The 13,070-nt window shown below is 70.3% G+C and carries 16 protein-coding genes; 5 read left to right on the top strand and 11 right to left on the bottom strand.

Annotated elements, in window-relative coordinates; genetic code table 11:
- Window positions 1–225: 225 nt before the first annotated feature.
- On the bottom strand, window positions 226–1,077 hold the full coding sequence (locus ACWEV3_RS39955) for an MBL fold metallo-hydrolase (protein WP_452618887.1): 852 nt from the start codon (window positions 1,075–1,077) through the stop codon (window positions 226–228).
- Between the two features lie 64 nt (window positions 1,078–1,141).
- On the opposite strand from ACWEV3_RS39955, the gene ACWEV3_RS39950 reads away from it, so the two are divergent.
- On the top strand, window positions 1,142–1,555 hold the full coding sequence (locus ACWEV3_RS39950) for a MarR family winged helix-turn-helix transcriptional regulator (RefSeq protein ID WP_452618886.1): 414 nt from the start codon (window positions 1,142–1,144) through the stop codon (window positions 1,553–1,555).
- 84 nt (window positions 1,556–1,639) lie between these two features.
- Window positions 1,640–2,032, top strand: a complete 393-nt coding sequence (locus ACWEV3_RS39945; protein WP_452618885.1) for a PPOX class F420-dependent oxidoreductase — start codon at window positions 1,640–1,642, stop codon at window positions 2,030–2,032.
- A 42-nt stretch (window positions 2,033–2,074) separates the two neighbouring features.
- Here the strand turns inward: ACWEV3_RS39945 and ACWEV3_RS39940 are convergent, their stop codons facing one another.
- Window positions 2,075–3,682 (bottom strand): purine-cytosine permease family protein, encoded by a 1,608-nt coding sequence (locus ACWEV3_RS39940; protein ID WP_452618884.1) that lies wholly within the window; start codon window positions 3,680–3,682, stop codon window positions 2,075–2,077.
- Window positions 3,683–3,931: 249 nt separating this feature from the next.
- Between ACWEV3_RS39940 and ACWEV3_RS39935 the strand changes: the two genes are divergently transcribed.
- Both ACWEV3_RS39935 and ACWEV3_RS39930 read left to right on the top strand, forming a co-directional pair.
- Complete coding sequence (locus ACWEV3_RS39935) at window positions 3,932–4,852, top strand: MurR/RpiR family transcriptional regulator (protein WP_452618883.1); 921 nt, start codon at window positions 3,932–3,934, stop codon at window positions 4,850–4,852.
- A gap of 58 nt (window positions 4,853–4,910) precedes the next feature.
- Window positions 4,911–5,822, top strand: a complete 912-nt coding sequence (locus ACWEV3_RS39930; RefSeq protein WP_452618882.1) for an N-acetylmuramic acid 6-phosphate etherase — start codon at window positions 4,911–4,913, stop codon at window positions 5,820–5,822.
- Window positions 5,823–6,273: 451 nt separating this feature from the next.
- Here ACWEV3_RS39930 and ACWEV3_RS39925 read toward each other — a convergent pair whose 3' ends face one another.
- The 9 genes from ACWEV3_RS39925 to ACWEV3_RS39885 all read right to left on the bottom strand — a co-directional run bounded on the left by ACWEV3_RS39925 (window position 6,274) and on the right by ACWEV3_RS39885 (window position 12,643).
- On the bottom strand, window positions 6,274–6,570 hold the full coding sequence (locus ACWEV3_RS39925; protein ID WP_452618881.1) for a DUF1330 domain-containing protein: 297 nt from the start codon (window positions 6,568–6,570) through the stop codon (window positions 6,274–6,276).
- A 33-nt stretch (window positions 6,571–6,603) separates the two neighbouring features.
- Window positions 6,604–8,037: an MFS transporter gene (locus ACWEV3_RS39920; protein ID WP_452618880.1), complete on the bottom strand. Its 1,434-nt coding sequence runs from the start codon at window positions 8,035–8,037 to the stop codon at window positions 6,604–6,606.
- Window positions 8,034–8,492 (bottom strand): MarR family winged helix-turn-helix transcriptional regulator, encoded by a 459-nt coding sequence (locus ACWEV3_RS39915; protein WP_452618879.1) that lies wholly within the window; start codon window positions 8,490–8,492, stop codon window positions 8,034–8,036. The genes ACWEV3_RS39920 and ACWEV3_RS39915 overlap by 4 nt, the downstream gene beginning before the upstream one ends.
- Before the next feature lie 87 nt (window positions 8,493–8,579).
- On the bottom strand, window positions 8,580–8,948 hold the full coding sequence (locus ACWEV3_RS39910) for a LysR family transcriptional regulator (RefSeq protein ID WP_452618878.1): 369 nt from the start codon (window positions 8,946–8,948) through the stop codon (window positions 8,580–8,582).
- A 132-nt stretch (window positions 8,949–9,080) separates the two neighbouring features.
- Window positions 9,081–9,449, bottom strand: coding sequence for a MerR family transcriptional regulator (locus ACWEV3_RS39905; protein ID WP_358567385.1), 369 nt, complete (start codon window positions 9,447–9,449; stop codon window positions 9,081–9,083).
- A complete protein-coding gene (locus ACWEV3_RS39900) occupies window positions 9,436–9,630 on the bottom strand; it encodes a hypothetical protein (protein WP_452618877.1) in 195 nt (64 codons plus the stop codon). Before ACWEV3_RS39900 ends, ACWEV3_RS39905 begins: the two co-directional genes overlap by 14 nt.
- Window positions 9,627–10,808 carry an MFS transporter gene (locus tag ACWEV3_RS39895; RefSeq protein ID WP_452618876.1) on the bottom strand — a complete coding sequence of 394 codons (1,182 nt, stop codon included), beginning with the start codon at window positions 10,806–10,808 and terminating at the stop codon, window positions 9,627–9,629. The genes ACWEV3_RS39900 and ACWEV3_RS39895 overlap by 4 nt, the downstream gene beginning before the upstream one ends.
- A 121-nt stretch (window positions 10,809–10,929) precedes the next feature.
- Window positions 10,930–11,862, bottom strand: a complete 933-nt coding sequence (locus ACWEV3_RS39890; protein ID WP_452618875.1) for a nucleoside hydrolase — start codon at window positions 11,860–11,862, stop codon at window positions 10,930–10,932.
- Between the two features lie 34 nt (window positions 11,863–11,896).
- On the bottom strand, window positions 11,897–12,643 hold the full coding sequence (locus ACWEV3_RS39885; RefSeq protein ID WP_093268140.1) for a Fic family protein: 747 nt from the start codon (window positions 12,641–12,643) through the stop codon (window positions 11,897–11,899).
- Window positions 12,644–12,858: 215 nt separating this feature from the next.
- On the opposite strand from ACWEV3_RS39885, the gene ACWEV3_RS39880 reads away from it, so the two are divergent.
- Window positions 12,859–13,070 (top strand): acetyl-coenzyme A synthetase N-terminal domain-containing protein (locus ACWEV3_RS39880; protein WP_452618874.1); only part of this gene is annotated, 212 nt, incomplete at its 3' end.

The following is a 13,070-nucleotide window of genomic DNA, read 5'->3' as shown; positions in this document are numbered from 1 at the left end:
GAAGCTGCACGTCGATGGCGTGTCGCATGCGCCGCAGGCGCATAGCCCACCTACGCAGCTCGCACCGCCGCGGGTTCTCAGAGGTTCCCTGGCGAGGACGGCCCCTCCGCCGTGTATTGGACCAGTAGGGGCACCCACAGTCCAGGGAGCCTCTGAGGTTCCGCTACCCGCACCGCCACGCAGAACGAGGTTGAAAAACCTCATTGAAATTGCGGTGGAACCCGGTTAGGGGAGGGGGGTCCAGGTGGGGCCGGTTGGTTCGGTGGTGACCCGGCCGAACTGGACGTCCGCGAAGTGGATCCCGAAGCCGATCGTGTTCGGCTCGCGGAGCTCGCGCAGCAGGTCCTGTCGCGACCTGACCGCCGCGTCGTGGTCGACGTCCGCCCACACCGGCCACGTCGGGTTCTCGATCTGCACCGCGCTGTGCAGCGCGTCGCCCAGGACGATCAGGCGCCGGCCGCCCGAGGAGATCTCGTACGAGGCATGGCCCGGCGTGTGACCGTAGGCGGTCCGCACCCGCACGCCCGGGAAGACCTCCTGTCCATCGTGGACGGTCTCCACCTGCTCGCCCAGCCGGTCCAGCATCCCCTCCGTGACGTCCGGGGCGTGCTGGTCGCGGCGCTCCCACTCGCGCTCGGACAGCAGCACGCGCGCCTTCGGGAACGCCCCGTGGTGCGCCCAGCCGATGTGGTCGGTGTGCAGGTGGGTGATCGCGACGGCTTCGATCTCGTCGGGTTCGCGGCCCAGCGCGGCCAGGTTGTCCAGCAGGTCGCGGCCGTGGATGGCACCGATGGCCGGGTTCGCCGGATCGTCCGGCGAACCCGCCGGCCCGTACCCCGCGTCGATCAGCATCGCCCGCGAACCGCTCTCGACGAGCAGTCCGCCGATGCTGGCGACCAGCTGCCCGGCCTCGTCGAGGTGCCGCGCGTGTTCGCGCCAATCGGCTTCGGTCGTCCCCGGGAACCAGCCGCGCGGCTTGAGGCCCACGACGCCGTCCGGGACGTAGCTGACGCGCAGGTCGCCGAGGTCGATCGAGCGGATTCCGGCCACGGTGTTCCAGCGTTGTGCATCGTTCATGACACCAGAACTTACAACTTGAACTATTAAAGTTGCAACAGTTCTAGCTTGCTAGACTCGCCGCATGGACGAGCCGACGGGCGCACGCGAGCTCTGCAGCCTGATCAGCGAGCTCGCGCACAACATCGACGAGCACGTGCGCGGCTGCGTCGCCGACACCGACCTCACCGCGCCCCAGGCGATCGCGCTGCGCGAGCTGAGCGAGCCGCTGACCATGCGCGAGCTCGCCGACCGGATGCACTGCGCGACGTCGAACGTGACCTTCGTGGTCGACCGGCTGGAGAAGCAGGGCCTGGTCACCCGCCAACCGCACCCGCGCGACCGCCGCGCCAAGCAGCTCACCCTGACCGCCGAAGGCGAGCGGCAGCGGGCGAGCATCATCGACCGCTTCTCGGTGAACACCCCGCTGGCCGGGCTCACCCAGGCGGACCAGCAGGCCCTGCACGACCTCCTCCGGCGGGCCCTCGCCGACCGCTAGCGGCGGGCCGCCGTTCGAGTCGCGGGGCGGGTCGCGGGCGGGCAGGGTCGTACCGCAGCCGCAAATCGTTCGGAGGGAGTCGAAGTGTCGGCGATTCCGCAGGACCGCGAGGAAATCCTGAACAAGCGCGCCTTCGCCCACGTGGCCACCATCGGGCCGCACGGCGAACCGCAGTCGAGCCCGGTGTGGATCGACTGGGACGGCCGGTACCTGAAGTTCAGCCAGACCAAGACGCGGCAGAAGTACCGGAACCTCAAGCGGGAGCCGCGCATCGCCATCTCCGTGCACGACCCGGACCAGCCCTACCGGTACGTGGAGGTCCGTGGCAAGGTCGCCAAGATCGAGGACGACCAGGACCGCGCGTTCATCAACAAGATGGCGAAGAAGTACCTCGACGAGGACGAGTACCCGTGGCCCCAGCCCGGCGAGGAGCGCGTGGTCGTCTACGTCGAACCGGAGCACTCGACGAAGCAGTGATGGCGGGGGGCGCGATTTCGCGCGGAATCGCGCCCGCCCCGGTCACGTCGGCGGGAGGACGTGGGTGCCGGTCCGGTCCGTGGTCAGGCAGAGGGAGCAGATGATCGTGTCCGGGACCGCGGAGGCCAGCACGTCCGGGCGCTCGAAGGTCTGGTCGCAGACGTCGCAGGTGTAGGCGGTGTCCACCGGGGTGCCGTCGGCGTCGAAGCGCGGTTCCGGGATGCCGTCGTCGGTGCGCCGCAGGTAGTAGCGGCCCCGCGTGACCGCCGCCAGCAGCGGCGTCAGCACCGCCGCGATGGCCACCGCCGCGATCGGCGAGTACGGCTGGACCGCCGCGCCGAACGCGCCGAAGTACATCGCGATCGAGAAGCCCGCCGAGGCCAGGAACGCCACCACCCCGACCGGGTTCACCGCGTGCAGCATGCCGCGGCGGAACTCCGGCTCCTTCGGCGACAGCCCCAGCACGTACTTGTTGATCAGGATGTCGGTGGCCACCGTGACCACCCACGCGATCGCGCAGTTCGCGTAGAAGCTGAGCACCGAGTTCAGGAAGGCGAACATGTTCGCCTCCATCAGGACCAGCGCCACCAGCAGGTTCAGCAGCACGAACGCGATCCGGCCCGGGTACCGCCTGGTGATCCGGGTGAAGGAGTTGGTCCAGGTCAGCGAGCCGGAGTAGGCGTTGGTGACGTTGATCTTCACCTGGCTGAGCACCACCAGCACCACCGCCAGCGGGATCGCCAGCCAGGCGGGCAGGAACAGCTCGTAGATGCCCATGAACTGCTGCACCGGCTCGGTGGCCGCCGCGCCCGCCACGCCCATGATGAAGAACGCCAGGAAGGCCCCGGTGGCCTGCTTGACCGCGCCGAAGACGACCCAGCCAGGGCCCGCCACCAGCATCGACGCCCACCAGGACCGCTTGTTCCCGGCGGTGCGCGGCGGCATGAAGCGCAGGTAGTCGATCTGCTCGCCGATCTGCGCCATCAGCGACAGCGCCACCCCCGCGCCGAGCATCACCGACGCGGCGTTGAGCCCACCGCCTGCCGCCCCGCCGAACGCCAGCCAGGAACTCACCGAGCCCGGGTCGACGACCACCAGGTAGCCGATCGGGCCGACCATCAGCAGCAGCCACAGCGGCGTCGTCCACACCTGCAGCTTGCTCAGCGCCTTCATGCCGTAGATGACCAGCGGCACCACGACGAGCGTCGTGATCAGGTAGCCGAGCCACAGCGGCACGCCGAGCCCGACTTCCAGGCCCTGCGCCATGATCGCGCCCTCGGTGGCGAAGAAGATGAACGTGAAGCTGCCGAAGATCACGCTGGTCAGCACCGAGCCGTAGTAGCCGAAGCCGGCGCCGCGGGTGATCAGGTCGAGGTCGATGTTGTAGCGCGCGCCGTAGTACGCCAGCGGCAGCCCGGTGACGAAGATGATCACGGCCGCGACCAGGATCGCGACCAGCGCGTTGAGCGTCCCGTAGCCGAGCCCGATGCCCGCGCCGATGGAGAAGTCGGCGAGGTAGGCGATGCCGCCGAGCGCCGTCGTCGCCACCACGCCCGGCTTCCACCGGCGGTAGCTGCGCGGGGCGAACCGGAGGGTGTAGTCCTCCAGCGTCTCCCGCACCGCCTGGTCCTTCGTCTCCGCCACGACCATCCGCTGCCTCCCGTCGAACGCACGAGCGGAAGGCAGTGTTCTGCATCGATGTTTCGAGCACGGGCGGTGCGCGTTTCCGGATCATGACGCCGGGTGTGAATCGCATCGTCGCAGCGTCGGACCGGGAATTACCCCTTTCGGAGTAGTTGGGTTCCGAGGCAACCTGGGTATGAGATTGCCGCGTCTTCCCCGTGGAAACCCGGAAGAGGCCCATTGACCTGCACAAGCGATGGTTAGTAAGTTTCCCACATGGTCACTGACGACACGTTCCGCGAATCGGGCGAGTCCAGCCCGCTCGTCAAGATTCGCTCCCTGCTGCCCGGCCTGGCGCGGGCGGAGCAGCGCGTGGCCAACATCGTGCTCGCCGATCCCGCGTCGATAGCCCGGCGCAGCATCACCGAGGTCGCCGAGGCCGCGGGCACCAGCGAAACCACCGTCACGCGGTTCTGCAAGGCGATCGGCGTCGGCGGCTACCCGGACCTGCGGATCGCGCTGGCCGCCGACACGGCGCGCACGTCCGTCCGCGACCGCGAGCTGGGCAGCGACATCGCCCCGGACGACGACCTCGGGCAGATCATCGAGAAGGTCGGTTACGCCGACGCGAAGGCGGTCGAGGAGACCGCCGGGCAGCTGGACGCCGCGATCCTGCAACGGCTCGTCGACGACGTCGCCACCGCCCGCCGCATCGACGTCTACGGCGTCGGCGCCAGCGCGTTCGTCGCGCTCGACCTGCAGCAGAAGCTGCACCGCATCGGCCTGACGTGCTTCGCGTGGGCCGACACGCACAACGCGCTGACCTCGGCCGCGGTGCTGCAGGAAGGCGACGTCGCGATCGGCATCTCGCACACCGGCGCCACCAGCGAGACGGTCGAGGCGCTGCGCGAAGCGCGGCGGCGCGGCGCCACCACCGCGGCGCTGACGAACTTCGCCCGCTCGCCCATCACCGAGGTCGCCGACCACGTGCTGACCACCGCGGTGCGCGAGACCACCTACCGCTCCGGCGCCATGGCCAGCCGCATCGGCCAGCTGACCGTGATCGACTGCCTGTTCATCGGCGTCGCGCAGCGACACCTGGACCAGGCGAAGGCCGCGCTGGAGGCCACTTACGAGGCGGTGGGCGGCCACCGCCTCGACAGCCGTCCGGACCGCCGGCGGCAGAAGGAGACGTGATGCGCGACCCCGACCCGCACCCCGAGCGGGTGCTCCCGCAACTGCCGCAGGAGGCGTGATGAGCCCGGACCGCGCGGTCCGCGTGGACGCTCCCACCGAGCGCAGCAACCCCAGGACCAGGGATATCGACCTGCTGCCGACCCTGGACATCCTGCACGTGCTCAACGGCGAGGACCGGACGGTGCCGGTCGCGGTCGGCCAGGTGCTGCCCGAACTCGCCCGCGCGGTCGACATGGCCGTCGCGGCGCTGCGCGCGGGCGGCCGCGTGCACTACGTCGGCGCGGGCACCTCCGGACGGCTCGCGGTGCTGGACGCCGCCGAGCTGATCCCGACCTTCAACGTGCCGCCGACCTGGTTCATCGCACACCAGGCGGGCGGCCCGGAGGCGTTCCGGCGCGCCGTGGAGAACGCCGAGGACGACGTCGATTCCGGCGCCGCCGCCATCCGGGAGGACGCCAGCGGACTCGACTTCGTCCTCGGACTGGCCGCGTCCGGGCGCACCCCGTACGTGCTGGGCGCGTTGGACGCCGCGCGGCAGCTCGGGGCGGGAACGGCTCTGGTGACGTCGAACCCGGACGTCGGGCCGGTGCCGGCCGACGTGGTGATCGCGGTGGACACCGGGCCGGAACCGATCAGCGGGTCGACCCGGATGAAGGCGGGCACCGCGCAGAAGCTGGTGCTGACCTCGTTCTCGACCGCGGTGATGATCCGGATGGGCCGCACCTACTCGAACCTGATGGTCAGCATGCTCGCCACGAACGCGAAGCTGCGCGGCCGCACGATCGGGATCCTGCAGGAGGCGACCGGTGCCTCGGAAGAGGTGTGCTCGACGGCGCTCACGGCGGCGGACGGAGACCTCAAGACGGCGTTGGTGCACCTGCTCACCGGCGTCGACATCGAGCGCGCGGCGGCGGCGCTGGCGGTCGCCGACGGACACGTCCGCGACGCCCTCCGCGCCGTGGAGGACTGACCGGGAACTCCGTTTCTACTGTTCAGGGCCCGTGTGTACTTTGTGCTGCTATAACAGCAAAAAGTGCGCACGGGCTTTTAGCAGCGGAAACGGAGCTTCAAGCTGCTGCCATCACCTTGCTCCGACCGGAATCCGCACGTCGACCACCGAAAACTTGGTGACTCTCAAAGCTGCGCGGTGCCGGCTCCGGCGTGGACCGCTTCGGCCAGGCGGCCTGATCCGTGGACAACATTGAAGATCTACCGTCTTGATTCCGCTGGTGAGGGTGCTGGCGCGCCTGGACCGCGCCTGCTCGTCCTGACGAACCTCGAACTCGACCGCTGACAGACGATCAAGACCGAAGACAGCCGCCCACGACCAGCACGAGCACCCGCGAACCCCGCCACACCAGCAGCCGCACCAGCGAAAACCAAGATGGTGGATCTTCAGTGGAGATCCGACTGGACCTCGGTCAGTCGAGGCCTTCGGTGATGCGGAAGTCGCGCTCGAAGCCGTCGGGGAGTTCGGCCAGCGCCTGCTGGTAGGCCGCACTCTCGTATGCGGCGACCGCCTGTTCGAAGCTGTCGAACTCGATCAGGACGACGCGCTCGGCGATTCCGGCTTCGTGCGCGACGACCCGGCTGCCGATGCTGGCGAGCACCCGCCCGCCTGCGGCCTTGACGGCCAGACCGGCCAGTTCGTTGTAGACATCAAGCCTCTCGGGGTCCTCGATGGTGGGGTAGACGCTGACCCAGTAGCCCTTGGGCATGGAACCTCCAGTGTTGCGATGAGTGCATCTGACTTACGGGTTGGTCTCGGACGAGCGTCGGCGGGCGAGGGCGAGGCTTGTCAGCGTCGTGATCGCCATGGCGCCGATGCCGACCAGCGCCGCGGCGGTGTAGGCGCTGTCGTCGGGGAAGAGGTGGCCGGGGCCGGTGCCCGCGGCGAGGATCAGGCCGCCGATGGCGCTGCCCAGGGAGTACCCGACGCTGCGGACGACGTAGTTGAAGCTCATGGCGCTCGACGTCTCGCTCTTGGGGGTGACGGCCAGGATGACGCCGGGCATCGCGGCCGAGAAGCTGCCGACGCCGAAGCCCAGCACGCCCATGGCCGCGAGCAGTTCGGCCAGGTTGGACCGGGCGGTGGCGAACAGGACGAACCCGCCGCCGACGATGGCGGCGCTGCCGGCCAGGAGCAGGGGGCCGTTGATCCGTTCGCGGACCCGCGGCGTGAGCTTGCCGGCGACGAACCCCAGCACGGAGAACGGGATGAGGACCAGCCCCGCCACGAAGGTGGTCAGTCCGAAGCCGTAGCCGGCGCCGTGCGGCGTCTGCGCGTAGCGAGTGATGAGCGTGAGCAGGAGGTACATGCCGATCCCGCCGACGAACATGGCGAGGTTCGCCCCGGCGACCGCCGGGTGCCGCACCGCCCGCACATCGACCAGGGGCGTCGTGCTGCGCAGCTCGACGACGGCCCAGACGCAGAGCAGCACCACCGCGACGACGGCGAGGCCCGCCGCCACGGCGAGGTGCCGGCTCCACAGATTCCGTTCGCCGGCGAGGAACAGCACCAGGAGCAGCGCAGCGGCCAGGACGACCGCGCCTGCCACGTTCACGTGGGCGGAGCGGCCTTCGGGAGCTGCGGGCATGGAGCGCCACGCGGTCACGAAGGCGGTGGCGGTGACGAGCAGGCCGAGGCCGTAGGCGGCCCGCAGTCCGCCGAACTCGGCGAGCAGCGCGGCCAGCGGGTAGCCGACGCCGGCTCCGATGATGGAGACCACTGAGATCAGGGCGATCGTGGCCGCGCTGCGCTCCTCGGGAAGATGGTCGCGGGCCACGCCCATCATCAGCGCCGTGAGACCGAGTCCGACGCCTTGGGCTGCTCTGCCCACGAGCAGCCACGCGAACGGCAGCGGCAGCACGGTGAGCGCGCTGCCGACGACGACGATCGCCAGCGTGGCGAGAATCGTGGCCCGCCGGTGCGGACCGGCTCCGAGCCGGCCGAGGACGGGTGTGGCGACGGCGCCGCTGAGCAGGGCGATGGTCAGCGTCCACTGCGCGCTGCCGAGGGAGACGTGGAACGTGGTCGCCACGCTGGTGATGAGGGGCGCCCCGAGGCTGGCGACCGCCGCCACGACCAGAGCGATGAACACCAGGGCGGGGACCAGCAGCCGCGCCTCGGAACGCGCCACCGGGAACGCCTTCACCGCGACCCCGCCGACCGGCTGCCCGGTCACTGCTTCGGTCCTTCGCGGTCCTGGCTTTCGAGCTCTGCCAGATGCTTCAGCGCCGGAAGGGCCGCCACCAGCGCCTCGACCTCGTCGCCGGTGAGCTCGCCGATCAACCGCTCGAACGCGTGGACGCCCGCCTGGCGCCGCGTCCGGACATAGGAGGCGCCGGCCTCGGTCAGGCACACCAGCGTGACCCGCTTGTCGGACGCGTCGCCCCGCCGCTCGACCAGGCCGGACTCCTCCATCACCCGGACCAGGGTGGTCATCGCGGGCTGGGTGACGCCCTCGACCGCGGCCAGATCGGTGATGCGCCGCGGGCCGGTCCGGTCCAGGGTGGCCAGGGCGGCGGCGGACGTCAGGCTCATGTCCCGGGGCAGGCGTCTCGCGGCCCTGGTGGCCAGGTTGTAGAGGGCTGCCCCGATGGCGGCGGACGCGCCAGGAGCGGTGTCTTGACGACTCACGCACGAAGCATAGCATTTTTATATTCATTGTTTATGGAAATGGTCGACTGGCACGAACGGCCTCGACCGCTGGGAGCCGGTGACGTCTCAGTGCCCGGCGATAGAACGGCGGCCCGCGCTTCGGCTCGCGACGTCGCATTCGCCGCGCCGCGAGGTTTCCATCGAGTCAGGGGGTTCCGCCTCGATGAGCCGGATCCGCAGGTCCGGGTGGTCGCGCGCGATGTGCGCGGTCGCGGCGGGCACGATCGTCGCGCTGGCACTCGGGAAAGAGCAGATGCGCAGGTTTCCCGCGCGCAGCTGTCGGATCGCCGCGATCTGGTTCTGCGCGGCGTCGAGGTCGTGCGGAACAGATGCGGCGTGGCGGGCCAGTACCTCGCCCGCTTCGGCCAACCGCATGGTCCGGCCGGCGCGGGTGAAAAGCGGTGTGCCGACCAGCGCGCGCATCTGCTGGCTCACCGCGGGCTGGCTGTAGCCGAGCCGCGCCGGAGTACGAGCCGGTCTGCACCACCTCGTGGAACATCCGGATGTACCGCGGATCGACCATGCAGAGAATCTCGCATGTTCGCCCGGCACTGCCGAGACGGCGCTTCAAGCCGCCCGAACGGCCGAACCGCGCAACTCCCCGAGCTGATCGCGCAGCTGATCACGCACCCGCGTCAAATCGTCGATCCGCTGCTGGACCAGCGCCAGCCGCTGCTCGAACACGTCGATCTTGGGCGTGCGGTCGGCGCAGGTGTGCACCGGATCGGCCAGGCATCCGTCGATGAGCCGCAGGTCGGCGGAGGTGAGTCCGGCGGCGAGCAGGAGCTGGATGTTCGCCACCACCGTGACCGCGTCCGAGCCGTAAACCCGGTAGCCGTTCGCCGAACGCTCCGGCCGCAGCAAGCCCTGCTCCTCGTAGTAGCGCAACGCCCGCGTCGTGGCGCCGGTGGCGTCGGCCAACTCACCGATCCGCATGCCGCCTCCCCTGGTCCGGATCGACGGTAAACCTTGACGCCAGCGTGAAGGTCAAGCCCCGGTTCCAGCGCCGCGCTGTCCGCTCCTGGGAGTCGGCGAACTGCACCCCTTCGAACGCTCCGCCGACCTCGCCGCGGTTCGCGCGGAACTCCCGGATCACCTCCCGATTCACGTCGTTCATCGCGACACCTCGACCATCCGCTGGTCACCGGCCGATTCGACCACTGCGATCACCAGGGCCAGCACAGCGAGCACCCCGCCAGCCACCGGAACCATCCACAGTGGAAATCCGTGCCCGATCAGCCGCCCGCCGAACCAGCCCCCGGCGGTGATGCCGAGGTTGAACGCGGAGCTCTGCACGGTGAGCGCGAGCGTTCTGGCCTGTTGCGATGCGACGGCGAGCAGCCTGGTGTTCACCACCGGGATCACCGCGTAGTAAGCGGCACCGAAGGCGAACAACGCCGCGACGGTGAGCGGCTTGTTCGCGGCAACGGACCCCAACAGCAGCAATGCGGCAGCCAGCGAGGCGAGCGCGCCGCAGATCGCCGGCATCAGGGCGCGATCGGCGAGCCTCCCGCCGAGCACGTTGCCCGCGGTGCCACCGATCCCGAAGACCAGCAGCAACGCGGTGACGGTCATCGGCCCGAAACCGGTGACGTCCGTGAGCATCGGGGTGATGTAGGTGTAGGCGGTGAACGCGGCGGCGGCTCCCAGCGCCGTCATCGCGACCGTGACCTGCACCCTGCGATCACCGAGCACGCGCAGTTCTGCGAGCCGTCCGGCAACGGCCCGCTGCCCGGTCGGCAGCAGCAGCCGCAACAGCGCCGTCGCGGCGAGCGTCAATGCGGCCAACGCCCAGAACATCGCCCGCCAGCCGAGCCACTGGCCAACCGCGGCGCCGATCGGCAACCCGATGACCGTCGCCAAACTGAGCCCCAACGACACTCTCGCCACCGCCGACGCACGCCTTTCCGGTGGCACGAGATCCACGGCGACGCCGAAGAACAGCGGCATCAGCGCGGCATGCGCCGAGGCCGCCAACACCCGGGAACCGACCAGCAACGGGAAGGACGGCGACAACGCCGCGACCACGTTGCCCCCGGCGAACAGCAGCATCAGCGCGAGCACCAGCGGCTTGCGGGCAAGACCTCCGGTCGCCAGCGCGAGCACCGGCCCGCCCACCACGACCGTCAGTGCGAACACGCTGATCAGCATGCCTGCGATCGGCAGCGAGACGCCGACCTCAGCGGCGATCTCCGGCAGCAGGCCCGCAAGCATGATCTCGCCGGTACCGAGGAGGAAGGCGCAGCCGGTGAGCACCAGCAGAAGCAGGCCTGGGCGGGGTTCCGTTGCACTCATGGCACCGAGCGTCCGCGTTCACGCCAGGCGTGAAGGTCAACCCGGCGTGCGCAGGACCACTCGCACCATCAGCGTCCCTTGTGGACGAAAGAGGGCCTCGACCGGCGCCCTTGCCCGCGAGTCAGCCCGGGAGGCCGGCGGCGACGTTGCGGTAGGCGTCGGCGACCAGGCTCCAGAAGCCCTCGGAGTCGAGGGTCGTGGCGACGTCGGCGTTGTGGACGTCGGCCGGGGCCCGGAAGTCCGTGACCGTCATGCCCGAGGTGAACCGGCCCTGGGTTTCGACGTCGACGCGGGCAGGCACCGTCTCGAACAGCCCCGGGTCGATCACGTAGGCGACCGCGCACGCGTCGTGGATCGCCGGGCCCTCGTCCTGGTAGCTGATGTGGCTGCCGTAGAAGTCCAGGCACGGCGTGATCAGCTCGGACTCCAGCCGGCCGAGCCCGGCGAACCGCGCGCGCACCGCGGCGTTCGCCCGCGCCTGGTAGGTCAGGTCCAGCCCGATCATCACCGTCCGCCAGGGCGCGTCGAACGCGACGGCGGCGCCCTCGGGATCGGCGAGGATGTTGAACTCGGCGGCCGGGTTGGTGTTGCCGCGGGTGTAGGAGCCGCCCATGATCACGAACTGCCCGGCCCACTCGGCGATCCGCGGCTCCTTGCGCAGCGCGAGGGCGATGTTGGTGAGCGGCCCGACCGCCACCAGGCTGATCTCGCCGGGCGCGGCGGCCAGGGTGTCGATGATGAAGTCGACGGCGTGCCGGCCGCTCAGCTCCGACTTCGGTTCCGGCAGCACGACGCCGCCGAGACCGGTGTTCCCGTGCACGTCCCCGGCGGTCCGCGGCTCGCGCACCAGCGGTCGCCCGGCGCCGCGCGAGACCGGGGCGTCCATGCCGTAGTAGTCGTGCAGCCGCAGGGCGTTGTCGGTGGTGTGCTCCAGCTCGACGTTGCCGCCGACGGTCGTCACGCCGACCACGTCCAGCTCCGGGCTGCCGTGCGCCAGCGCCAGCGCCAACGCGTCGTCGATGCCCGGATCGCAGTCGATCAAAATCTTCTTCACGCCGTGTCCCTCGCCTCCAGCCCTCGCGGGAAGTTCAGCCCTCCTGGACGGCGTCGGCGATCGACTTCGCCTCGCGCGCCCCGGCCTCCAACGCCTTGCAGCAGTACACGATCCAGGCCGCGACCGCGTCGATCTCGCCGGTGGCGAAGCCGAGGGCCAGCTCGGCGTACTCCTCCTGCCGCCGGAAGTACGCGACCTCGGGAACCACCAGGCCCTTCGGGTCCAACCCGCTGCCGATCACGCTCAGCCTCGCCGCGGCCCGCGCGATCACGCCGTCGGCGGTGCCGAACGGCTGCAGCGCGAGGAGCTCGCCGTGCACGACGGCGGCCAGCACCGGGCCCGGGCCCTGCGCCTCCCGATCGGTGATGATCTCGGCGAGCAGGTCGAGCCGCTCGGCGATCACCGGGTCGGCCTGCGGGCGGCCGAGCAGGTCCGGGTCGTCGATCAGGTCCGCGGCCGCGAGCACGTGCATCCGGGCCAGCGCCTGCCGCGGCGCGCGCTGCCAGGTGGGCAGCAGCGTGCCCATCGCCTCGGCGATCCGCAGCGAGCCGGCCAGCAGCGGGTCGGTGACCTCGCCGGACTCCGGGATCTCGGCCGCGCCGCCCGCGATGGCCGCCGATGCGCGAGCCGCCCGGACCGATGCCTCGGCCGCGGTGGCGGGCCAGCCGCGCCGGTTGGCCGGGTGCCGGTGCACCTCGTCGATCGCCGCGCGGGCGGCGGTCACGGCGTCGGCGACGCCGTCCAGCTCCAGCAGCGGCACCAGCGATGGCTTCTCGTTCACGCCCGACGACGCTACCGGCACGCCATCCCCCCATCGCCCGGCCGTGCTGCGACATGTGACACAGTGGCCGCGCTGCCGCCCTGCGTAATGCGGCGATTTCGGACCGCATTGTCGGATTGGTCTGAACCATTCGGACGAACCCTCTGTTGCAGTGAGCCCGATCGCATTACGGTTCCCATAGCACTGACATCCCCGCACCAGGGAGGTTCTCGGCAATGACCCAGCCCGACGGGCAGAGCAACACGCTCGACAACCTGCTCACCGAAAGCAGGGCATTCCCGCCGTCCCAGGAATTCGCGGCGCAAGCCAACGCCACGTCGGCACTGTTCGAGGAAGCCTCGGCCGATCGGGAGGCGTTCTGGGCGAAGCAAGCCGAGCGGCTGGCCTGGGACACCAAGTGGGACCAGGTCCTGGACTGGTCGAACGC

The organism is Saccharopolyspora sp. NPDC003752 (genome assembly GCF_053605825.1).
Note: the sequence above shows the minus strand (reverse complement) of the source record. Positions and strands in the feature narration are given on the sequence as shown.